The following is a 21,693-nucleotide window of genomic DNA, read 5'->3' as shown; positions in this document are numbered from 1 at the left end:
ATTTTAAAATGTTTATGAAAGCTCAATCGTGCTGATAATCCCGCCGATGGCTTTCTTCAATACCATATTGTTCATGGCCGGTTCTATGTCTTTGTAATAGCGATTTATACTAACCAGGCCATGCACAAAAGACATGCATATCAGGTAATTACACCGGAAAGTTTCTTCTGTAAGGGTATTTTCTTTTACCAATTGCTGCATTTCTTCGCGGAACAGATTAATAAATGTTGCAAGCGCAGGGAATGCTTTTCCCACATCTGCAACAGCGGTACCCACTGTATACATTAACTGGTAAAGCTCGTTTTCTTTTGTGGCAAAATGGAGAAAGGCCATCAGCATTGCCTCCATCCTTTCTTTTGGATCGGTTACTAATATCAACTGCTGTTGTATGCAATCAATCAGCATGGTAAAACCCTGTTTCGACAATTCGATCAGAACCGCTTCCTTATTTAAGAAATGCGAATATACAATAGGTGGGCTATATTCGATGGTCTCGGCAATTTTCCTGATACTTAGAGCCCCGCATCCTTCATTTTTGACGATACTCATTGCGGCATCAAGAATATGTTTATGGACCTCTGCTTTTAAACGCTCCATCCGCTCTCTGCTACCCATAAATGATTTATTAATAGATGAGGGTAAAGGTAGCGCTTTTTTGAAACAAACATTACCCCCTCAAATAGCGCTCTCGTCAGGAATAGTATCTGTTAAATCTATTCAGCTTAGGGTTCTCCCAACTGTCGAATTACCTGCCAATAACTTTCTTTGTTATGAAATTATCAAAAAAATAATTCCTGTACGTATTGCCTATCGGAATTTCGTATTTTCTGATCATTACAGTGTTATTGTCAAAAGAGGCAATCTCTTTTATGTTGATCACATATGACTTGCCGATCCTCACAAAAATATGCTGAGGCAACTGGTCGTGGATCGTTTTAATATTCATTGCCGTCATAATCCGCTGGTTATCTGTCTGCATCACCACATAGTCTTTCAATCCTTCGATAAAAAGAATATCCTTAAAATATATTTTAATAAATTTTCTTTCCGATTTAACGAAGAAATAGTCATCTCCCTGATTTTGTATTTCACTGGTGGAAACCTCACCCTCCAATAGTTTGTGGTAGGTAATGGCTTTGTTGACCGCTTTTTGAAACCGCTCCTCCTTAACCGGTTTTATCAGGTAGTCAATAGCATCCAGTTCAAATCCGTCCAAAGCATATTCCGGATAGGCAGTGGTAAATATCACGAGGGTCTTCTCCGGAATGGTTTTGGCAAATTCAATCCCGTTCATTCCGGGCATTTCTATATCAAGAAAGATGAGGTCAACGGATGTTTCATTGATGTGTTTTGAAGCGGCCAGGGCGCTGCTGAATGTTGCTGTGATCTCCAAATTCGGCACCTTGGCAGTTAACAGCTGTATAGCCTCCCTTGCCAGCGGTTCATCATCAACAATAATTCCTTTCATAATTTTATAATTAAATGCACATTAAAGGTTTCCTCATTATCAGTTATCCTTAAATCATGCCTGCCCGGATAAATAAGTTCCAATCTGCGCTTTACATTTGCTAAACCCAAGCCACCGCTTCCGTCACGCTTAACTGTTATTCTGGGTTTAGAGTTAATGCAATGGAAATTAAGGTCCTCTTCTACGACAGCAAAAAATACATATACGAAAGAACGTTCTTCAGCGTCAATATTGTGTTTCACCGCATTTTCTACAAATGTTATAAATAATAACGGGGGGATTTCCAGTCCGCGCAGAGCTCCGTCTTGTGTAATGGTGAACTCGAAATTATCACGCCTGATCTTTTCCAGGTTTAAGAAATCCTCTAAAAAGTGAATGTCAGCGGTCAGGAATATCTTTGTCCGCACGCTATCATATAACTGGTAACGCAAAAGATCACTTAATTTCATTAATACCTGCGAGGCTTTTTCCGGGTCTTTTTTGGTCAGGACATTTGCATTATTTAAGGTGTTGAAAAGAAAATGAGGATTGATCTGCTTTTTCAAATTTTCAAGCTCTGACTGTATGGTAGCCGTTTCCAATTCATTGATCCGTTGAGAATCCACGATCCAGCGCTGGAAAAGCTTTACTGCTGCGGAAGCACCAATCAGCACAATAAATACAAAATAAAATGCAACCCAATTCGGCTCGTCCTTTGGGTGAATGTTTTGTTTGAAGTAAGTGATAACAAAATACCTTGCATAAAATCCTATTGACTGAACCAGGATAAACAAAACGATATTCCACAGAAAATAGCCCAGGTAATTATCCTTAAAAAGTAATCTCGGAACTAAGCAATACATGTTGATATAAAACAACGCGAGCAAAATGAAAAATGTGCCAATTTTGACATATGTGCTTACCGGGTCAGAAAAGCCCATTCTGCTGTTATAAAACCCCGCTCCCAAAAGAATAATTAAACTTAAATGCCGTACGATCCTGTACTTGCGGTCTGTGATTAATCTCAGAATGATATCATTGTTGAAAGGCTTTTCATTACTCACCGGATTCATGCAACTTACTTTAAAACATTTTAAAGGTAAATAATCATGTTTGTTTACCTTGTTCAATTATACGAACTCCACTATTTATTATACCAAATAGCGATCTGATATCCTATTCTATTCATGGATCTAACAGAGAATGCCGCTGGAATCAAATAGAATGTAACTTTTCAGTTATATATGCTACAACCTGTTTGGTATAATAAGTAACTACTTTGGTATAATATGAAACGTTGATATCAGTACCGCCCATAGTTTAGCAGCAAAATGAACAACTATGGCCAGATTATTTTTATTTTTTTGTCTATCATTAACTGTAATATCCGCTTTCGGACAGAAAAATGGAACTATCAGCGGTACTATTAAAGATGCCTCAACAGGTGAAACCCTGATTGGTGCAACCGTGCGTATCAAAGAGCTTTCGCAAAGCGGAACCTCCACTAACAGCTATGGATTCTATTCCATTTCGGCGCCGGAGGGTGACTATACACTTATCTATACTTACGTTGGGTATCAAACAATCTCTAAACAGGTATCGGTGCACAAAACGCAGGTAATTGATGTTAAACTAGCCGCAAGTAACGCACTTACTGAGGTGGTGATTAGTTCCAACAGGCCAAATAATGATCAGATCGTTTCTCCTCAAATGGGGGTAGAAAAACTGAACATGTCGCAGATCAATAGCGTACCGGTTGTTTTGGGTGAAAAAGATGTGCTGAAGACCATTACCTTAATGCCGGGTGTAAAAGCTGCGGGAGAGGGGAATACCGGTTTCTACGTACGCGGCGGTTCTTCGGATCAAAACCTGATCCTGCTGGATGAGGCCCCGGTATATAACGCTTCGCACTTGTTTGGTTTCTTCTCCACATTCAATTCTGATGCCATCAAAGATGTGAGTATATATAAAGGTGGCATGCCTGCAGAATACGGCGGGCGCCTTTCATCGGTACTGGATATAAAAATGTACGATGGTAATACCAAGGATTTTACCGTGCAGGGCGGAATTGGTCTGATCGCCTCACGCATTAAGGTGGAAGGCCCGATCGACAGTGGAAAAGGGTCATTTATGGTTAGCGCGAGAAGAACGTATATCGACGTGTTTACCAAACTTTCAAAAGATTCAACAGTGAAGGGGAGTTCGCTTTATTTCTATGATCTGAATGCGAAAGCCAATTATCATTTCGATAGTAACAATGCTATTTTCCTATCGGGATATTTCGGCAAGGATGTGCTGGGCTTAAAAAACATTTTCGGCACCAATTGGGGTAATACAACCGGTACCATCAGGTTTAACCATATATTCAGTTCAAAGCTTTTTTCGAATACTTCACTTATTTACAGTAACTATAATTATGTGATCCAAAGCTTTCAGACGAACGACAGTTTCGAGGCTACATCTAAAATAACCGATCTCAACTTTAAAGAAGATTTTCAATACGCCGCCAGCAACAGTCACCGGATCAAATTTGGAATAGACGTCATCCACCATACCATTGACCCGGGCAATATATCATCAACTTCAAACACGGTTAACGACATAAATGTAGAGCACCGCTATGGATTTGAAAATGCCGCTTATGTTAGTGACGAGTGGAAAGTAAGTGATAGGTTAAGCATACTTTATGGTGTTAGGTTAAGCGATTTCTCGCTGCTGGGGCCGGGTTCATTTAATACTTATGATGCGGCAGGAAATGTGATTACGACCAAGTCTTACGGTTCAGGCCAGGTTGTAAAGAATTACTTTAGCCCGGAACCGCGATTGTCTGCAAGCTATCAGCTGGATAGCGTGAGTTCGGTCAAATTCTCTTACAATCGCAATACCCAGAATATTCACGTGCTCACCAACTCTACCAGCAGTTCGCCTACCGACCTGTATGTAATGAGTAGCAATAATATCAAACCGGAAATCGCGGACCAGGTTTCAACAGGTTGGTTCAGAAACTTTGATGATAACCTATTTGAATTCTCGGCGGAAGTTTATTACAAATGGCTGCAGAACCAGATTGACTATAAAGACGGCGCCCAATTGATTGCAAATCAGGATGTGGAATCACAATTGGTTTATGGCTCAGGCAGGGCTTATGGACTGGAGTTGTTCCTGAAGAAAAAATACGGAAGGTTTAACGGGTGGGTCGGTTATACGCTGTCAAAAACTGAAGACAAGTTTGCTGCCATCAACAATGGCAGCTATTTCGCGGCACCACAGGATCGCACACACGATCTTTCGGTAGTTGGTATTTACCAGCTTACCAAGCGCTGGTCACTTTCGGGCACATTTGTTTACAGTACCGGGCAAGCCGTCACTTATCCCACGGGTAAATATGAGGTTGGGGGGCTAACCACATTCTCTTATTCGGGCCGCGATGGGTACCGCGAGCCGGCTACCAACAGGCTGGATATTGGCGCCACGTTTGAAGGTAAGAAACATAAGAAATTCCATTCCAGCTGGACTTTCAGCATCTACAATTTGTACGGAAGCCGCGAACCATATTCGATCACGTTCAGGGATAGCAAGACCGTTCCTAACACCACAGAGGCCGTGGAAACCAGTATTTTCGCGACACCTATACCATCAGTAACCTGGAACTTTAAATTTTAGACTCAAATGAAACACATTAAACTTTATACATTGATAGTCGGCCTTCTGCTGTTTGCGTCATCCTGCACAAAGGTGATCGACCTGAAACTTGGAAATGATAGCGGAAAACTCGTTATTGAAGGTAATATAACTAATGGCAGCGGGCCGCAGATAGTCAAGTTAAGCACTAACGTGCCGTTCACGAATACCAATACCTATCCGGCTGTGTCCGGAGCAACGGTGACCGTTAGCGACCAATCCGGCAATAGCTACCAGTTTACAGAAGGGCCATCCGGTACCTATACCAATAGCCAGCTTACAGGTGTTCCTGGTAATACCTATACCATGACTGTGCTTACAAAGGGTGTTACTTACACGGCTGTTTCTACCATGCCCCAGGTTGTCAACTTAGATTCACTCGTTTCTAAAAATCAAGCTGTTACTAGCGGCAGCAAGCCTAAAAAGGAAATTTCTGTTTATTATCATGACCCTGCCGATGTGGTTAATCAATACCGCTTTGTTGAATATGTAAACGGGGTACAAGTGAAAGATGTGTTTGTAACTAACGACCAATTTAACAACGGACTTGCCACTAACATGGTTCTTCGGGAGAATAACGATAATGACATCGATATATACGCGGGAGATAATGTGACCGTAGAAATGCAATGCATCGATCATCCTGTTTATCTTTACTGGCTTACGTTAGCACAGCAGGAAAGCAACGGACCGGGTGGCAGTGTAACGCCGTCGGACCCGCCGACAAATATTACGCCTGTTTCCCTTGGATATTTCAGCGCCCATACCACTCAAACTAAAACTATTGTTGCCAAATAATTAAGTAGTAAGGGAGCGACAACTTAGATTGGGTTAGAATGGGAATCTATTAGAACACTTAGGAGGTTATAGCATGGACGAAGCTAACAGGCCAAGTAGTTTTAATTTCTGCCGTATTTCTTCAGACCAGGGTACGCCGATAGAAAGCCTCATGCAGTTTTCAAATTGATTCTGTAGGGTAAACATCCTTCCCGGCGCAATACTTATTTGCTGTTTCATGGCGCTGTCAAATAGCTCCGAGGTATTGATTTTTTTATCGAACTCCACCCATAAGGCAAGCCCGCCTTGTGGTCGGGTTGTTTTAGTACCTTCCGGAAAATATTCGGCTATAGCTTGTATATAATGCTGATAATTGCTTTGCAAAGTTTGGCGCAGCCTGCGAAGATGATTTTCATAGCGGCCGCTTTTCAGGAAGCTGGCTACGGCTTCCTGCGTAATAGTTGAAGATGATATGGCATGAACCAGTTTTAGTTTCAGGATTTGGTCCTTGTACTTGCCAGGTGCTACCCAACCCACACGATAGCCCGGCGCCAGGGTTTTGGAAACGGAGCTGCACCATAATACTGTTCCATCTTTATCAAATGACTTGCAACATTTTGGGCGTTGAGTTCCAAAATAGAGATCGCCATATATATCGTCCTCTATCAGCGGGATATTATGCCTTGACAAAAGTTCCACAACTTCTTTTTTATGTTCATCGGGCATACAACTGCCCAAAGGTGTATTGAAGTTTGGAACCAGCAGGCAAAGGTTGATTTTTGGGATTGCTTTCCTTAAGGCTTCCATTTCAATACCGGTGGTTGGATGCGTAGGCAACTCCAATACTTTTAGCCCCAAACTTGCTGCCAGTTGTAAGATGCCCGGATAACACGGGCTTTCCATGGCAATGGTATCACCGGGCTTTCCCAAAGCCATCATGCAAAAGGATAAAGCATTCATTCCACCGGCGGTAGTTACCAGGTCATTTTCGTGAAGGCTTCCTCCCCAGGATAAAGAGCGGGCAGCAATCATTCTCCGCAATTTTTCATTGCCCTGCAACTGTTCATATCCTGTGCCGCTGTCCCTTAGTTCACGGGTTGCATGCATCATTTCCTTATTCAGTTTTGCCAAAGGCAATAATTCATTGGATGGCACCCCAATGGAAAAAAGCGTAAGGTCATTTTTGCCCATGTTAGCGTAAACTTTCCTGATCAATTCATCAGGTTCTTTATTGTTGCTGACCGCTGAAGGATTGCTTACTTCCGGAAGTGGGAGTCTTTGATAAGATAACCGGCTTACAAAGTAGCCTGACTGTGGTTTTGATTCGATAAGTGACTGCCCCTCCAGTTCCAGGAACACCCTTTTGGCAGTGTTCATGCTAATGCTGTGTTCCTGGCACAACTTTCGGACTGAAGGCAGGCGGTCGCCTGGTTTTAAAACTTCATTTCTGATCAGTTTGGCAATTTTGTTTGATATCTCGCTGTACAAAAAATCGTTCCTCATGGTGTAAATATAACTGTGTTCATTAAAAACAACAAAACTGTATCTGTATCCATTAGGTGTCCTTGTCTACTTTTGTAAAAAAACCACAATAAATATGTCAGAAGTAATCATTAAAACAGGAAAAAAGCATATGGATGTCAAGGAAATACACCGTTTTCTGAGCGAAGACTCCTATTGGGCAAAAGGCATCCCGTATGAACTGGTAGACCATTCATTGACGCACTCATTTTGTATAGGTGCATTTGTAAATGGCGAACAGGTTGGCTTTGGAAGAGTCATCACCGATTATTACACCTTTGGCTGGTTCGCTGATATCTATGTATTACCGGAGTACAGAGGACAGGGTATTTCAAAAAAAATGTTGGCTCATATATTGGAGCAGCCATGGTCAAAACGTTTGAGAAGGAAAATGCTGAATACGAAAGATGCCCATGGTTTGTATCGTCAATTTCAGTTTACTGATCTTGCAAATCCTTCCTATTTATTGGAAGTATATAACCCTAATGCTCATTTACAATATAAAGAAGAATAGGGTTGCCATGTTTGGCGATACATAAGCCCTGTCCAAATCATCGTTAATGGTAAACTTAAGGCAGCTCTTAAATGTTAATAAAATAGAAAAGGTTATCTTTAAATCTAATTTTAATATACATAGGCAATGAAAAGAGTGTCATTGACGAAAACAATATAACGACAATGGAAACAAACAAAAGTGAGAACAAATGGAATGAAACAGTTCATCGCCCTTTTGCTCAAACGTTCTTCCATGGAACAAAGGCTGACCTGAAGATAGGCGACTTTATCAAAATTGGCATCAACTCAAACTATGGGCAAAAAAATAAGGCGAAATATATTTATCTCACTGCTACGCTTGATGCTGCTATCTGGGGTGCTGAACTTGCTTTAGGCGAAGGGCGTGAAAGAATATATTTAGTAGAGCCAAGTGGTACAATTGAGGATGACCCCAATTTAACAGACAAAAAATTCCCGGGTAATCCAACAAAGTCTTACCGCTCAAAAGATCCGTTTAAGGTTGTTGGCGAGATTACTATTTGGCAAGGACACTCACCAGAACAAGTTAAAGCAATGAAAGGCGGATTAACAAAACTTAAAGAACAAGGTATTGAGGCAATAGAGGACTAAAAAAGGGGCATTTCTATGAATGGATTCTCCGTGCACGGATTCATAGGTGTTCGGAAGATTAAAAGAGGGAGCATTGGCCTTGTGCGATTCCCGCCTTGGAGCGGGGAAGGGTGGGGGCTAACAGCTTATTTGGTGTATAAACCCCTCCCTGCCATTTCACATCCAACCGCACCCCTCTCCCGTGGGGAGGGAATTAAAAACAGAAAATGCAATCTTCCGGACATTTATGGTGTACGGATAGCTGGGCGAGGTGAGTAGGAATCTATCATAAACATATACCTTACTTCTCTTTCAAATTAATTTCAGGCGTCGTATCGGCAACACATAAGTTTTTCGGGATATTACCAAAAGGCCTGCGAAGTTTTTAAATATTGCAGGTCTTTTTATTTTATAACCTATGTGTTATCAGAAAAATTCTTTATAAATTTAAAATCGATCAATTATAAAAAAATGGAATTCCTAAAAATTATTTACAATGAAATTACAGGCTTTTTTGGCTTTGGTAGCCTGATAGATATTTTAAAATCAGGCAACTATAATGAACTGTTAACCTATCATGGCATTACTTCCGTTTTAGGTCCGCTCATTCCATTTTTGCTGGTCATTGAAATTATAAGGGCGGCTTTTTACAAGCGTTTTAAAGTAATTGACTATAAAATTTCTTTTTTTACTTATGTGTTAAACGCGTTTGTGGGCCGGTTGATCTCTATTGCCATGATAGCAGTTTGCATTGGTCTTTTTGAAAAGCATGCCATCTTAAAAACTACATTTACCTGGTATTGGTTCATCTATGGTTATATTGTTTGGGAGTTTGCACATTTTATTTACCATTTTTTAGCGCATAAAGTGCGGATCTTTTGGTGCCTGCATTCCACGCATCATGCACCCGCCAGCATGAATTTATCAGTTACCTATGCGCATTTCTTTTTAGAAGCTCCTTATGCCGATATTGTACGGACCTCTATTTGTATTTTGCTGGGTGTAAACCCTGCCATGCTGTTTGTAATTATGTTTATTGATGGCACCTGGGGGGCATTTATACATGTTGGTGAAAACCTGATAAACGATGCCCGTTTTGGGTTTATAAATAATATCATCCTAACGCCATCGCACCACCGGGTACATCATGCTAAAAATCCCAATTATATGGATACCAATTTTTGTAATCTGTTAAATATATGGGACAGGGTTTTCGGTACTTATCAACCCGAAGACCGTAATGTGCCTATTGAATATGGCATTACAAGGCCAATGAAGAAGGATAGTTTTTTAGATGCCTATTTTGGCGAGATAGTGGCTTTGGCAAAAGATGTGGCAAAAGCTCCCGGCATTAAAAACAAGGTGCTTTATATTTTTATGCCGCCTGGCTGGAGCCATACAGGTGATCACAAAATGTCGTCTATAGTACGGAAAGAGTTTTTAGCAGCAAAGGAAAAAGAACTGGCTTGAAAATTTCAGACTTAGTTTTTAACTCTACAAGGTTTAGTCATTTTTCCGACCATTGCCTAAAACCTTACCTGTATTTTAGGATGGATTAATGCAACATGTGCAAAACTTATTGGACACGTGAGGTTACCATCCGTGAACTCCGGCAATTTATACGGGATTATCCTGAATTTCGCGTAAATACCTCGGTAGCCACCATCAGGGTCTTGCATGGTCATGCCCTTGTACATGCCATCTATAAATTTGGCGGACTAAGAAAACTCAATCAAGAACTCATCCTCGGTCTCACCATAAAATACCACACATGGTCAAAAGAAGAAGTCTTTGAAGAATTCCGCCGGCTCCGGCAGCAAGATATACCCATCACCAGTAAAAGTTTGGATCAGTTGGGCCGGCAGGATCTGCTGGGTGCTGTCGCTAAATTCGGTAATCTTGACCAGTTTAAAACAGCTATAGGACTTTCGGTAACCCGTCAAAATTATTGGTCAGAGGAGCGGATCATCAGCGAATTGAAACCTATAGTTGCTGAATTTGGCCGAATTCCTAGTGAGGCTGTTTTAAAATCTCTGGGCCGGAATGACCTTGGTCGGGCTATTCACAAAAAAGGCGGCGTCAGAAAATTTTCCGAGTTGACAGGTGCCAGTTCCATCGGATATTACAGAGCTAATGATGGTCATTACTTGCAAAGCGGCTACGAATGTCTTTTTGACAATCTCCTGTTTAAATACCGTATCCCCCACCGGGTACACGTTAAATTATCCACCCTGTATACTTATCGCAGTGATTTTCTTATCAATGGAACCCATATTGAGATCTGTGGCTATGACCCCCGGGAGCATCCTGCCTACTTCAGCAGGCTGGAGAGAAAGATTGCCCTTTATCAACAATTAGGGCTACCTTATTTATTGATTACCAAAAAAACATTCAATACAGGGATCCAAAACACAGCTAAAAGCTTGCTCGCTCTACTAACTGCTTCAAATCTGTTGTCATCTAATTTGATTGAGAATACAGAAGATAACTACTCGATCATGCCGCTCGCTTACTGGTCGAACCTGGATCATATTAAAAAAGAACTTTTACCGCTTTGTGAAAAATATGGAAGAATGCCCACCGACCGGGAATTCCGAAAGGAAAAAAAGCTTGCGCTTATCAATGGCATTTACAGATATTACGGTTCCTATTATCGTCTCGCCGGGCTGCTAGGGATAAAGATATTGTATAAACCTAAAGGTTATTATACGGAAGAAAATGCCGTGACAGAATACCGGCAGCTATGCACTGAACATCAAAAGCATCTGTCGCTGGCTGAGCTGCAAAAACTAAAGGCTTACGGGCTTGCAGGGTATATTTCCAAAAACGGCGGCTTCCTTCCCATACGCAATTTGGGCGGACTAAACTATCCGCAAAGAAAAATACCCACTGGTTTTTATACCCTGGAAAAAGCCTTTCAGGAATATAGCGGGCTATGTTCGGTGGCTGGAAAGTACCTAACAGCCAAAGAAACAAGAGCAGTTGCCGGCGCATTAGCCACTTATATCGAAACGAATGGTGGTTATCTTGAAATTCGGGAAAGGATTGCTGAAGATAAGACAATGAAGATATCAATTATTCATTCTAAATAAAGCTTAAGGAGATATTCAAGTTGAATATCTCCTTAAGCGGGGTGAATGGGAATCTATTAGAACACTTAGAAGGAATTTTGGAGGTTATTAAGGAAATTATCAATAGTAACAAGCATTAGTCGATGGTTACACTGCCGATGGTTATAGAATGTAGCAACAAATTAAATTCTCTTTAGCGCTGAACCTTTATGAGCGGCAATATGATCGCTTTTGTCACTTTTAATTTCATATTGCGGATCTTCTGGAGTGGAATGGTGGGTATAGCCTTTATAATTAAAATCAGCGGTATGAATTTTGATAATTTTGCCGGTCACATAGCCCGCTTCTGAATTCCACCTTACGTGGTCACCTATTTTATACCTATCTTCCATGTTATTAGGATTTCTGCTTTTAAAGTCAACCGGCTTACCTACACAAAATAAGGCATTACAAGAACAATTGGCTTACGTTATGGTTTAAGATAAGTACATTATTAAATACACCCACCAATTGTTTACAAATTTTGATGAAGCCGAGCGGGCAATACGCTTTCCCCAGGACAGGCGAATGTTCATTGGCATAAATCCGTATGCACTTATCATTGTTTTTACTTTTGTTTTTTTAACGGCAGGCATGGCATGGCTGCAATACCTCTTATTTGGTTTGCCTGCTGATCCTTCAATAATTATGCCTGCAAGTACCCTGGCCAATCCGAAAAGCTTTCCGTTGTGGCTGTGTCTTAGCCACTGGATTAATTTTTTCTTTTTAGTGCTTATTATCAGGAGCGGACTTTCCATACTTGCCGATCACCCACGCCTATATTGGAACCGCGGCTGTTCACCACGCTCTGAGTGGATACGCTTTACCCCTATAGATGTACCTGACGATCGGGTGTATACAGCCAAAGAAGATGGCAGATATTTAAACCCTGTAGCCGGCCTGCCTGGTTATCGTCATTCTGTAGGAATTGCCAGGGCATGGCATTTTATAACAGTGCCATTTTTCCTGTTAAATGGCGCGGTATGCATCGCGTTGTTGTTTTTTACGAATCAATGGAAACGATTAATCCCCACCTCATGGCAGGAGCTGCCCGATGCCTGGAATGTCTTTGTACATTATGCAACTTTTCACATGCCCCTCGAACCCAATGGTTTTTATCAGTTTAACGCCTTGCAGCAAATCTCTTACTTTGGCGTGGTTTTTATTTTGGCACCCGTTGCAATGCTTAGCGGAATGTCGATGTCCCCGGCCATCGAAAATCGTTTCCACTGGCTACCCAAACTATTCGGCAACCGGCAGGGCGCACGTTCGGTTCATTTTTTGATGATGCTGGCCTTTGTGGCTTTTATCATTATTCATGTAGCTATGGTTGCTGCAACAGGGCTTACCCGCAATATGAACCATATAACTGTGAACACTGATGATCCTGCCAGCCATACGGGATTATACATCGGGCTTGGCATCGTTTTGTTCACTGTTGGTTTTGGTTTCCTGGCACATTGGATATCCTGGCAAAGACCTCGTTCGCTACAAAAAACGGAAGCGGCTATCAATGGTACTTTATGGCTTAAAACGATCAATAAACTACGGCCTAAAGTTTATTACAAGCAAAAAGATATCTCACCCTACTTTTGGGTAAACGGCAAGATGCCGGAGTCTGATGAATGGCGCAAGCTGGCAATGAATGATTTTAAAGATTTTAAGCTGAAGATAGGAGGCCTGGTAGAAAATCCCGTTGAACTGTCACTCGAAGAACTTAAAAAGATGGGTATGGAGCAAAATATCACTATGCACCATTGCATACAGGGCTGGTCAGGAATTGCTGAGTGGGGAGGTATATCCGTTAAAATGCTCATAGATCTGGTCAAACCTTTTCCTGCTGTAACAATAGCCGTATTTTATTCTTTCGGTGAAGGCCTTTATGGAGGGACCTATTATGATACGCATAGCCTGGATAATTGTCTTAAACCGGAATCTATTCTTGCCTGGGAAATGAATTACCATGCGCTTCCTGAAAAATACGGTGCGCCTTTAAGGCTCAGAATAGAAAATCAATTGGGTTATAAAATGGTAAAATGGATCAATAAAATAGAATTTTTGGAGACTGCCGAGTATATAGGTAAGGGCTATGGTGGTAAGAATGAGGATGACGAATATTTTGACTTGCTTGCAGACACCTAAATTTATTCAATACCTGTTCATCTTAAGTAAGATGAAACAGATCCTCAAGTAGATTTATAAATTGAAAAAGTTGAGTAGTTTGAAGTACTACTCAACTTTTTCAGCGGAGAGGGAGGGATTCGAACCCTCGATACACTTTTGGCGTATACACACTTTCCAGGCGTGCTCTTTCGACCACTCAGACACCTCTCCGGGATTTTGGATTGCAAATGTAAGATAAATAAGGATAGAGTCAAGATACAAGAGTCAGGAATCAAGATAGAAGAACTAGTAATGTCCAACACCGAAGCTTTAACTTCGTCATTTAACATTTGGTGTTCGATATTCAATTAATACAAAAAAGCGCCCCGGCTCACAATCCGGGACGCTCCATGAAAACACTGACATCAAAAATCAATCACTATTTCAAATCATTCACACGCTTATATATTTTAACTTTCATATTATTTTAGTATTAATTGTTATATGGTATATAGATGATAAATAACCATAATGGTTTAATATTTACTAAAATATTTATGCTGCTAATGCAGATAGCTAATTTTTAGCTTATGTTTGTTTCTGATTGCCAAAACAGGCAATCTACATTTACTAAAGCCTGTTTAGTTTTCAATGCTGAGCATCAACGAGATCAAAAAACCCATCGCAGCAGATATTGATGCTTTTGAGGAGCGATTCAAATCCTCAATGCAAAGCTCAGTGCCGCTGCTCGATAGGATCACCCATTATATAGTTAAACGCAAGGGCAAACAGATCCGCCCCATGTTCGTGTTTTTTTCGGCAAGCATTTGCGGTGGTATCAATGAATCAACCCATCGTGGTGCAGCACTGGTGGAGCTGCTGCATACAGCCACTTTGGTACATGATGATGTGGTTGATAATTCCTACCAACGCCGTGGCTTTTTCTCTATCAACGCCTTATGGAAAAACAAGATAGCCGTTTTAGTGGGCGATTACCTGCTTTCAAAAGGGTTGTTGTTATCCATCGATAATAACGACTTTGAATTGCTGCGCATAGTAAGTGAGGCGGTAAAGCAGATGAGCGAAGGTGAGCTATTGCAAATAGAAAAAGTACGCCGTATGGATATTGGCGAAACCGTATATTATGAAGTTATCCGCCAGAAAACAGCTTCGTTAATAGCATCGTGCTGTGCCTGCGGGGCCGCATCAGCCGGGGCGGATAAGGAAACCATTGAGAAAATGCGCCTGTTTGGCGAGAAGATTGGGATAGCGTTCCAGATCAAGGATGATATGTTTGATTTTGGCACTGATGACGTAGGTAAACCGTTAGGAATCGACATTAAGGAGAAAAAGGTTACCCTGCCACTTATTTATTCGCTGAACAACTGCGATGCCGCCACCAAAAAACGGATGATAAACCTGGTGAAAAATCATAACGACGAGGCCGAAAAGATAAAGCAGATCATCAGCTTTGTGAAAAGCAGCGGCGGACTGGAATATGCCGAAACCCAAATGAAAAAATACCAGGATGAAGCATTTGAGATATTAAATACCTTCCCCGAAGGAGATTCACGCCTGGGGCTGGAGCAGCTGGTCCGTTTTACAACTGAACGTAATAAATAACCATGAGCAGCGAGCTTATATTCATATTAGGCTTTGTAGTTTTCATTGTCCTCATGCTGGCTATCGACCTGGGCTTATTCAGCAAATCTGATAAACCCGTAAGTTTAAAGCAGGCAGGTATCATGAGCGCGGTGTGGATAGCGCTTGCCCTTGTGTTTTACGCCCTGCTATTAAGATACGGCCACCTGTTGCACCATGTAAACAGCTTTGCTGCCCTGCAACAAATAAATGCCGATAATTTCCACGATCTTAAGCTTGATTCCCATGATTTTGCCGGGAGCCTGCAGCGTTATCGTAAAAACCTGGGCCTGGAGTTTATCTCAGGATATGTGGTGGAATACGCCTTATCGGTGGATAATATATTTGTGATGGTGCTTATTTTCACCGCCTTTGCAGTGGAGCCTAAATATTATCACAAAGTATTATTATGGGGGATAATTGGCGCGGTGGTGATGCGTTTTGTATTTATTTTTGTGGGTTCGGCGCTCATTATTAAGTTCCATTGGATCTTATACCTTTTCGGTGCTTTCCTTATTTATACCGGGGCGATGATGTTCATCAACCGGAATAAAGAGGAAAAGATAGACCCGGAGAACCACCCGGTAGTAAAGTTCGCTTCCAGATATTTTGCTGTTTTCCCTAAATTTCAAGGCGGAAAATTCTTCGTTAAAATAGACAGCAAGCGACTGATTACGCCGCTATTTTTAGTGCTGCTGATCATTGAAGTAACCGATCTTGTTTTCGCGGTTGATTCCATTCCTGCCATATTTTCGGTGACCAAAGATCCTTATATCGTTTTCTTCTCCAACATATTTGCCATACTGGGCCTGCGCTCCATGTTCTTTTTACTGGTGAATGTTATTGATAAGTTCCACTACCTTAAAACCGGACTGGCGCTGCTGCTAACCTTCATCGGCCTTAAAATGCTGGTCGGGGAGTATGGCGAGAAGATCGGCCTAACCACGTTTACTTCATTACTCATTATCTTATTGATTTTAGCGACCAGTATTGTGGCATCGCTGGTATTTCCGAAAAAGGAAGTGGCAGGCTAACTTTATATTCTCTATTTTTGTTTCGATGTTGAAAAAATGCACTGTCTGCTTGTTATCATGCCTATTTTTAATGGGCAGCATTTTTTTACCGCTTTCTGATTTTTCATTAGCGGGCGATATCCCCAATATGTATCATTCTTATGAAAAAATAGCCAGCAGGGGAGATGCCGACATAATTGATTTTATCGGCGATTACCTATTAGCCGGAAAAGCCTTACTTGGGCACAATAAAAAAGACAAACCTGAAAGTGCCGGTATGTCGATCCAATTTCAGCATTCACCCGCCAGTATTAGTTTTTTATATAACCGCGTTGAGTCGCTGTGTATTACCATAAAGGATTTTAAAATTGATCATACCCAACTAAAAAATCCTGTTGCCACTACAGATTTTCATCCTGAATTATTTCGTCCGCCGTTAGCTTAGTCTCCATTTCTTTATTTAATGTGGAAGTTTCCTTTTAAGGATGCTGCTATCTGCTTATGGCTGTTTTAACAGCTTTTATCAATAATTTTCATGAAAAAACTTTTAACCATACTGGCTATACTGGCAAGTAATGCCATATATGCCCAAAATATATTTAAAGCCGTTATTAAAGACGACGATACTAAGAAACCATTAACAGGTGCAAGCGCTGTAATCACATCCCTGAAAATTGGTGCGACTGCCGATACCGCCGGGAATATAACAATCAACAATATCCCCAATGGCAAGCTTGAGATCACCTTTAGTTTTGTCGGTTATATTTCAAAAGATATGACTATTGATTTCCCTGAAAAAAATGGCGGTGAACCAATTGAAATTTCACTTGAGCCATTGGCTGGTGAACTGGCAGAGGTAAGGGTGCAAACTACCAGAACCAACCAAAACCTGAGCGACATACCTACGCGTATTGAAGCCCTGCCGCAGGAGGAGCTGGGCGAAAAAGGCACCATGCGCCCCGGCGATATTAAAATGCTGCTCGGTGAAACAACTGGTATTCAGGTACAGCAAACATCGGCTGTTAGCAGTACGGCAAATTTTAGAATACAAGGGCTCGACAGCCGATACACCCAGCTATTAAAGGATGGTATGCCGCTATACCAGGGCTTTTCAGGCGGGCTGAGCCTGTTGCAGGTATCGCCATTGGATTTAAAACAGGTAGAGTTTATCAAGGGATCGGCATCAACCTTATATGGTGGCGGCGCCATCGCCGGCTTGGTGAACCTCATCAGCAAAACACCTGAAGATAAACCGGAGCTAACGTTCTTATTAAATGGAAATTCGGCTAAAGGTGCTGATGCCGATGGTTATTATTCACAAAAATGGCAGCATATAGGCACAACTATTTTTGGCTCATACAATTATAACGGCGCATATGCCCCGGCGGGTACCGATTTTACTGCCATACCTAAAACAAACCGTTTTACCATAAACCCCAAAGTGTTTTTTTATATAAATGATAAAGATTCGGGTTGGGTAGGCTTGAACGGTACGTATGAAAACAGGTTAGGGGGCGATGTGCAGGTAGTTGATGGAAAGCCGGATGACTTGCACCAATATTTCGAACAAAACAAAACCTACCGCTTTTCCACACAGTTATCTTTCACCCATAAAATTGATACATCAAGTCAGATCAACTTTAAGAATACCATTGGTTATTTTGACCGGAGTTTATCGGAACCAGACTATGAGTTTAAGGGCAAACAAACATCGTCATACAGTGAAGTAAACTATGTAGAGCATAGTAAGAAATTCAACTGGGTTTTGGGTGCCGATCTGTTAACAGATAATCTTTCTGTACCGCCGCCAATGAGCTATTTGAGTTATAGTATTAATACTTTAGGAGGCTTTGTTCAAAATACTTATAAAGCCAGCAGTTTGTTTTCGCTTGAAACTGGTTTAAGGCTGGATTATAATACTCCGGCCCCTGTTAATAAATCCAGCGGCGTTTTTCTGCTGCCGCGTATAAATGGTTTGTTTAAATGGGATAAGCATTTAACAAGCAGGATAGGCGGCGGACTGGGATATAAAATGCCAACCATATTTAGCGACCAGACCGAGGAACAGGGTTTTAAAGGTATTCAGCCGGTAAATATAGCCAACTTAAAGGCGGAGCAATCATACGGCCTTAATGCTGATGTTAACTATCGTAATACAATCGGCGATGCGGTGGTGAATATTAATCAGCTGTTTTTTTATACCCTAGTTAATGATCCGCTTTTGCTCGAAAATAATATTTATGCTAATGCCCCGGGCCATTTAACAACCAGTGGGGCGGAAACCAACCTTAAACTCTTCATAGATAACTTGGGCATTTACCTTGGTTATACTTATACCGATACCAAGCGGGATATAAATGATGTAACTACCATGCAACCGCTTACACCCAAAAATAGGGTAAGCGCAGATGTAACTTACGAAGTTGAAAACAGTTTCAGGGCAGGGATTGAAGGCTTTTATAACAGTGAACAATTGCTGAACGATGGAACCACCGGCCGGGGTTTTTGGACTTTTGGGATGCTGGTCCAAAAAATGTGGACACACTTTGATGTTTTCATTAACGCCGAAAACCTAACCGACCAAAGACAAACACGCTGGGGAAGCATTTATACAGGAACAATAACAGATCCTGTTTTTAAGGATATATATGCTCCTTTGGATGGGGTTGTTGTTAATGTTGGGATCAGGCTTAAACTTGAATAATTTCCTCACCCTCTTTGCGGCCTGCCGCAGAGAGGGTCGATAAGCGTAGCGATGTCGGGAGAGTCTCATCAGCATGGTGACAGTGACAGCGTAAATTTCACAGGATTTTCTGCATACCTTTGTGGCAATAAAACAGAATGCCATGGAAAACACCACACCTGCTATACCCTCACTGTACGAATGGGCCGGTGGTATGCCTGCCTTTGTAACCCTTTTCGATAAATTTTATGATAAGGTTTTGGCTGATGATATATTGGAACCTGTATTTAAACACATGTCGCCCGAACACCGGTTGCATGTGGCTCATTTTGTTGCAGAGGTATTAGGTGGGCCGAAAGTGTACAGTGAATCGGAAGGCAGTCATTTTAAAATGATACAAAAACACCTGTCGAAATATTAACGCAGGAACACCGTAAACGCTGGATGGAACTCCTAGTGCAAACAGCCGATGAATTAAGCCTGCCCGATGATCCTGAATTTCGTTCAGCGTTTATGGCTTATTTAGAATGGGGAACCCGAATTGCTGTCATAAACTCCAATACGGATAGTGTAAGCGAAGACCCTAATGTACCTATGCCTGTTTGGGGATGGGGAGTGCCGGGCGGACCATATCAGGGTTAGGAATGGTTATTAGGGCGTTGCCTTCGGCCCGTGCTATCCGCTCATACTGCACAGGCCTTAGTCACAGCCTGCACTAAGGCCCTCGATTGGGCCGGTATCCGCTGCTATCACTAACGCAGGGTGGCTGGCTATCATTCACAGCGTAGCCCGAAAGGGTGGGTGCAGAGGCCTTTGCCCACATGTTTCGAGTGCCTCAACATGACCCTGAGGGCACAGGAAGGAGTGAACCATACCTATGCTCACCCTCTTTGCGGCTTGCCGCAGAGAGGGTCGACACGCGTAGCGTAGTCGGGGTGAGTCAAACGGAGCGCGTAAAAGATCATCCTGTGTTACTGCTTGCATATTTTAACTCACGCGGTCTTGGCTTCGCCCGACCACCCTCTCTGTCGCAAGCGACAAAGAGGGATGAAGCTTTCTATTCCGCCACCCTAAACTCACCCACAACCGCATCCAGACTTCCCCATGCTGGTTGGCTGTATGCCTGCGGCGAGATCTCAAATAACACTGCTGTGTGTTTTATCTTATCAAAATTGCGGATATGCACGCGGGCAAAAAAGCTAATGGGTTGCCCGGTTAAAAAATCAAGCGTGGCGATGGTGCCTTCGTAGGTTTGCTGATCGTTGGGGAGAGTATTCACCTTTTTAACTTCGGCTTTGGTGAAATTAGCTGGCAAAGGCGCTGTTTTGTTTTTGAGGTTGGAAATATATAGCCCGTTAAAGTATTGGGTTAAATAGCTTGTCAGCGTATCGCTGTTCAGGTTGGGTTTGCCATCAACAAACCACATAAATATGTACGACCAGTATTCGCCGCTTTTACTATCGCCCCAACCGGGTGTAAAGCGGAGTTCTTCAACACCCTTCAGCGCAATTTTCGGGGCGAAATCAATAGGGAGCTTTATAGTTTCCGTGCCCCAGTTTTGCGGGAGTGGTAAAGTGTATGGGGCTTGCTGACCGTATCCTGCTTTCATCAAAAAAAGCAGTGCTAATAAAAGTAAAGGTCTTTTCATCATCGTAATAAAGATTGATGGGTGAAGCTACAAAATATTACTGAGCGATATTATTGCTGCGTTGTTAATTTGTGTTAAAGCGGTATTTGGTCTTATTTTCGTCAAAAACGGGCATGTATATTTTAGAATATTACCGTTTAGCGGGAAAATCATAACTTAGTAAAATGCAATACTTCGATTTTAGCTTCCTAAAAGTCACGCCCTTAAACATATTGGATATAGTGCTGGTAGCCCTTATTATTTACCAGTTATATAATCTGATAAGGGGCACTATTGCAGCCAATATATTTATAGGCCTGGCGCTCATATTTGGGTTGTTTTTTGTGGTGAGGGCATTGCATATGCAGTTGCTTACTGCCATACTGGGCAAGTTTGTTGATGTGGGGATCATTGCCGTTATCATCGTATTTCAGCAGGAGATAAGGCGGTTTCTGTTGCTGGTGGGTAAAAATGCCTCGTTGCAGCGCAACAAGGCCTGGTGGCAGTATTTTTTTGGCAAAGCCGAAGCAGAAAAGAACAACTATGCACGTATAAAACCCATTATTGATGCCTGCAAAAATTTAAAGCAGAACCGTATTGGCGCGCTGATTGTATTTGCAAAGTATTATGATGAGCAGTTTTACCAGAACAGCTGCGAGATAATTGATAGTAAAATATCCAAACGGTTACTGGAAAGTATATTTCAAAAAACCAGTCCGCTGCATGATGGGGCCGTTGTGATATCAGAGAACAAAATAAAATCGGCCAGTTGTATTTTGCCGCTTACTGAAAAGACCGACTTGCCGGCGCAATTTGGGTTGAGGCACCGCGCGGGCATTGGCGTTACCGAAGCTAATGAGGCTACAGCCATTATTGTGTCAGAAGAAACTGGCGAGATCTCCTACGCCAAGCAGGGCCGTGTAAAAATGAACATCAGCTTTGCTGAACTGGAAAAATTGCTGAACAAGGATTTTTAACAGCATCGT

At 41.9% G+C, this 21,693-nt stretch carries 20 protein-coding genes and 1 tRNA gene; 14 read left to right on the top strand and 7 right to left on the bottom strand.

The genetic code is table 11. From position 1 onward, the window contains the following. Positions 1-12: 12 nt before the first annotated feature. The 3 genes from BLU33_RS21935 to BLU33_RS21925 all read right to left on the bottom strand — a co-directional run bounded on the left by BLU33_RS21935 (position 13) and on the right by BLU33_RS21925 (position 2,310). Positions 13-615 carry a TetR/AcrR family transcriptional regulator gene (locus BLU33_RS21935; protein ID WP_091378363.1) on the bottom strand — a complete coding sequence of 201 codons (603 nt, stop codon included), beginning with the start codon at positions 613-615 and terminating at the stop codon, positions 13-15. 130 nt (positions 616-745) lie between these two features. After that, the gene (locus tag BLU33_RS21930; RefSeq protein WP_091378358.1) at positions 746-1,468 is read right to left on the bottom strand and encodes a LytR/AlgR family response regulator transcription factor; all 723 of its coding nucleotides are present in this window, start codon (positions 1,466-1,468) and stop codon (positions 746-748) included. Continuing rightward, the gene (locus BLU33_RS21925) at positions 1,465-2,310 is read right to left on the bottom strand and encodes a sensor histidine kinase (RefSeq protein WP_197684532.1); all 846 of its coding nucleotides are present in this window, start codon (positions 2,308-2,310) and stop codon (positions 1,465-1,467) included. Before BLU33_RS21925 ends, BLU33_RS21930 begins: the two co-directional genes overlap by 4 nt. 478 nt (positions 2,311-2,788) lie before the next feature. Here BLU33_RS21925 and BLU33_RS21920 point away from each other — a divergent pair, with 478 nt between their 5' ends. Then, entirely contained in the window at positions 2,789-5,110 is a 2,322-nt protein-coding gene (locus tag BLU33_RS21920; RefSeq protein ID WP_091378348.1) for a TonB-dependent receptor, read from the top strand. Between the two features lie 6 nt (positions 5,111-5,116). Next, the gene (locus BLU33_RS21915) at positions 5,117-5,926 is read left to right on the top strand and encodes a DUF4249 domain-containing protein (protein WP_091378343.1); all 810 of its coding nucleotides are present in this window, start codon (positions 5,117-5,119) and stop codon (positions 5,924-5,926) included. A gap of 66 nt (positions 5,927-5,992) precedes the next feature. Here BLU33_RS21915 and BLU33_RS21910 read toward each other — a convergent pair whose 3' ends face one another. Then, entirely contained in the window at positions 5,993-7,408 is a 1,416-nt protein-coding gene (locus BLU33_RS21910) for an aminotransferase-like domain-containing protein (protein ID WP_091378339.1), read from the bottom strand. A 94-nt stretch (positions 7,409-7,502) separates the two neighbouring features. Here BLU33_RS21910 and BLU33_RS21905 point away from each other — a divergent pair, with 94 nt between their 5' ends. From BLU33_RS21905 to BLU33_RS21885, 4 genes are all read left to right on the top strand, one after another. Next, positions 7,503-7,940: a GNAT family N-acetyltransferase gene (locus BLU33_RS21905; RefSeq protein WP_091378334.1), complete on the top strand. Its 438-nt coding sequence runs from the start codon at positions 7,503-7,505 to the stop codon at positions 7,938-7,940. A 164-nt stretch (positions 7,941-8,104) separates the two neighbouring features. After that, complete coding sequence (arr, locus tag BLU33_RS21900; protein ID WP_091378331.1) at positions 8,105-8,551, top strand: NAD(+)--rifampin ADP-ribosyltransferase; 447 nt, start codon at positions 8,105-8,107, stop codon at positions 8,549-8,551. Between the two features lie 450 nt (positions 8,552-9,001). Continuing rightward, positions 9,002-10,000, top strand: a complete 999-nt coding sequence (locus BLU33_RS21890) for a sterol desaturase family protein (RefSeq protein WP_091380898.1) — start codon at positions 9,002-9,004, stop codon at positions 9,998-10,000. A gap of 95 nt (positions 10,001-10,095) precedes the next feature. Then, positions 10,096-11,622 (top strand): hypothetical protein, encoded by a 1,527-nt coding sequence (locus tag BLU33_RS21885; protein WP_091378325.1) that lies wholly within the window; start codon positions 10,096-10,098, stop codon positions 11,620-11,622. A gap of 161 nt (positions 11,623-11,783) precedes the next feature. On the opposite strand, the gene BLU33_RS21880 is transcribed toward BLU33_RS21885, so the two are convergent. Then, positions 11,784-11,993 carry a hypervirulence associated TUDOR domain-containing protein gene (locus BLU33_RS21880; protein WP_091378323.1) on the bottom strand — a complete coding sequence of 70 codons (210 nt, stop codon included), beginning with the start codon at positions 11,991-11,993 and terminating at the stop codon, positions 11,784-11,786. 118 nt (positions 11,994-12,111) lie between these two features. Between BLU33_RS21880 and BLU33_RS21875 the strand changes: the two genes are divergently transcribed. Next, positions 12,112-13,782 carry a molybdopterin-dependent oxidoreductase gene (locus BLU33_RS21875; RefSeq protein WP_197684531.1) on the top strand — a complete coding sequence of 557 codons (1,671 nt, stop codon included), beginning with the start codon at positions 12,112-12,114 and terminating at the stop codon, positions 13,780-13,782. A 104-nt stretch (positions 13,783-13,886) separates the two neighbouring features. Here BLU33_RS21875 and BLU33_RS21870 read toward each other — a convergent pair. Further along, positions 13,887-13,974: transfer RNA gene (locus BLU33_RS21870), tRNA-Ser, on the bottom strand. 420 nt (positions 13,975-14,394) lie between these two features. Between BLU33_RS21870 and BLU33_RS21865 the strand changes: the two genes are divergently transcribed. From BLU33_RS21865 to BLU33_RS25425, 6 genes are all read left to right on the top strand, one after another. After that, positions 14,395-15,366, top strand: coding sequence for a polyprenyl synthetase family protein (locus BLU33_RS21865; protein WP_091378320.1), 972 nt, complete (start codon positions 14,395-14,397; stop codon positions 15,364-15,366). A gap of 2 nt (positions 15,367-15,368) precedes the next feature. After that, positions 15,369-16,418: a TerC/Alx family metal homeostasis membrane protein gene (locus BLU33_RS21860; RefSeq protein WP_091378317.1), complete on the top strand. Its 1,050-nt coding sequence runs from the start codon at positions 15,369-15,371 to the stop codon at positions 16,416-16,418. Between the two features lie 70 nt (positions 16,419-16,488). Further along, a complete protein-coding gene (locus tag BLU33_RS21855; RefSeq protein WP_157682318.1) occupies positions 16,489-16,842 on the top strand; it encodes a hypothetical protein in 354 nt (117 codons plus the stop codon). Between the two features lie 90 nt (positions 16,843-16,932). Further along, positions 16,933-19,101, top strand: coding sequence for a TonB-dependent receptor (locus BLU33_RS21850; RefSeq protein WP_091378312.1), 2,169 nt, complete (start codon positions 16,933-16,935; stop codon positions 19,099-19,101). A gap of 142 nt (positions 19,102-19,243) precedes the next feature. Beyond that, complete coding sequence (locus BLU33_RS25430) at positions 19,244-19,501, top strand: globin domain-containing protein (RefSeq protein ID WP_197684530.1); 258 nt, start codon at positions 19,244-19,246, stop codon at positions 19,499-19,501. A gap of 23 nt (positions 19,502-19,524) precedes the next feature. Beyond that, positions 19,525-19,722, top strand: a complete 198-nt coding sequence (locus BLU33_RS25425) for a globin family protein (RefSeq protein ID WP_197684529.1) — start codon at positions 19,525-19,527, stop codon at positions 19,720-19,722. Between the two features lie 415 nt (positions 19,723-20,137). Here the strand turns inward: BLU33_RS25425 and BLU33_RS21840 are convergent, their stop codons facing one another. After that, positions 20,138-20,689, bottom strand: coding sequence for a hypothetical protein (locus BLU33_RS21840; RefSeq protein WP_157682316.1), 552 nt, complete (start codon positions 20,687-20,689; stop codon positions 20,138-20,140). Positions 20,690-20,892: 203 nt separating this feature from the next. Here BLU33_RS21840 and cdaA point away from each other — a divergent pair, with 203 nt between their 5' ends. Continuing rightward, positions 20,893-21,684 (top strand): diadenylate cyclase CdaA, encoded by a 792-nt coding sequence (cdaA, locus tag BLU33_RS21835; RefSeq protein WP_091378306.1) that lies wholly within the window; start codon positions 20,893-20,895, stop codon positions 21,682-21,684. Positions 21,685-21,693 lie beyond the last annotated feature (9 nt).

The sequence above is a fragment of the Mucilaginibacter mallensis genome (genome assembly GCF_900105165.1).
GTDB lineage: Bacteria > Bacteroidota > Bacteroidia > Sphingobacteriales > Sphingobacteriaceae > Mucilaginibacter > Mucilaginibacter mallensis.
This window is presented reverse-complemented; position numbering and strand designations above follow the sequence as displayed.

Coding starts and splice junctions, on each gene's coding strand:
- BLU33_RS25425 (WP_197684529.1), top strand. CDS start 19,525: ATGGAACTCCTAGTGCAAACAGCCGATGAATTAAGCCTGCCCGATGAT.
- BLU33_RS21925 (WP_197684532.1), bottom strand. CDS start 2,310: ATGTATTGCTTAGTTCCGAGATTACTTTTTAAGGATAATTACCTGGGC.
- BLU33_RS21850 (WP_091378312.1), top strand. CDS start 16,933: ATGAAAAAACTTTTAACCATACTGGCTATACTGGCAAGTAATGCCATA.
- BLU33_RS21890 (WP_091380898.1), top strand. CDS start 9,002: ATGGAATTCCTAAAAATTATTTACAATGAAATTACAGGCTTTTTTGGC.
- BLU33_RS21915 (WP_091378343.1), top strand. CDS start 5,117: ATGAAACACATTAAACTTTATACATTGATAGTCGGCCTTCTGCTGTTT.
- BLU33_RS21905 (WP_091378334.1), top strand. CDS start 7,503: ATGTCAGAAGTAATCATTAAAACAGGAAAAAAGCATATGGATGTCAAG.
- cdaA (WP_091378306.1), top strand. CDS start 20,893: ATGCAATACTTCGATTTTAGCTTCCTAAAAGTCACGCCCTTAAACATA.
- BLU33_RS25430 (WP_197684530.1), top strand. CDS start 19,244: ATGGAAAACACCACACCTGCTATACCCTCACTGTACGAATGGGCCGGT.
- BLU33_RS21855 (WP_157682318.1), top strand. CDS start 16,489: ATGGGCAGCATTTTTTTACCGCTTTCTGATTTTTCATTAGCGGGCGAT.
- BLU33_RS21865 (WP_091378320.1), top strand. CDS start 14,395: ATGCTGAGCATCAACGAGATCAAAAAACCCATCGCAGCAGATATTGAT.
- BLU33_RS21935 (WP_091378363.1), bottom strand. CDS start 615: ATGGGTAGCAGAGAGCGGATGGAGCGTTTAAAAGCAGAGGTCCATAAA.
- BLU33_RS21840 (WP_157682316.1), bottom strand. CDS start 20,689: ATGAAAGCAGGATACGGTCAGCAAGCCCCATACACTTTACCACTCCCG.
- BLU33_RS21885 (WP_091378325.1), top strand. CDS start 10,096: ATGTGCAAAACTTATTGGACACGTGAGGTTACCATCCGTGAACTCCGG.
- BLU33_RS21860 (WP_091378317.1), top strand. CDS start 15,369: ATGAGCAGCGAGCTTATATTCATATTAGGCTTTGTAGTTTTCATTGTC.
- BLU33_RS21920 (WP_091378348.1), top strand. CDS start 2,789: ATGGCCAGATTATTTTTATTTTTTTGTCTATCATTAACTGTAATATCC.
- BLU33_RS21880 (WP_091378323.1), bottom strand. CDS start 11,993: ATGGAAGATAGGTATAAAATAGGTGACCACGTAAGGTGGAATTCAGAA.
- arr (WP_091378331.1), top strand. CDS start 8,105: ATGGAAACAAACAAAAGTGAGAACAAATGGAATGAAACAGTTCATCGC.
- BLU33_RS21930 (WP_091378358.1), bottom strand. CDS start 1,468: ATGAAAGGAATTATTGTTGATGATGAACCGCTGGCAAGGGAGGCTATA.
- BLU33_RS21910 (WP_091378339.1), bottom strand. CDS start 7,408: ATGAGGAACGATTTTTTGTACAGCGAGATATCAAACAAAATTGCCAAA.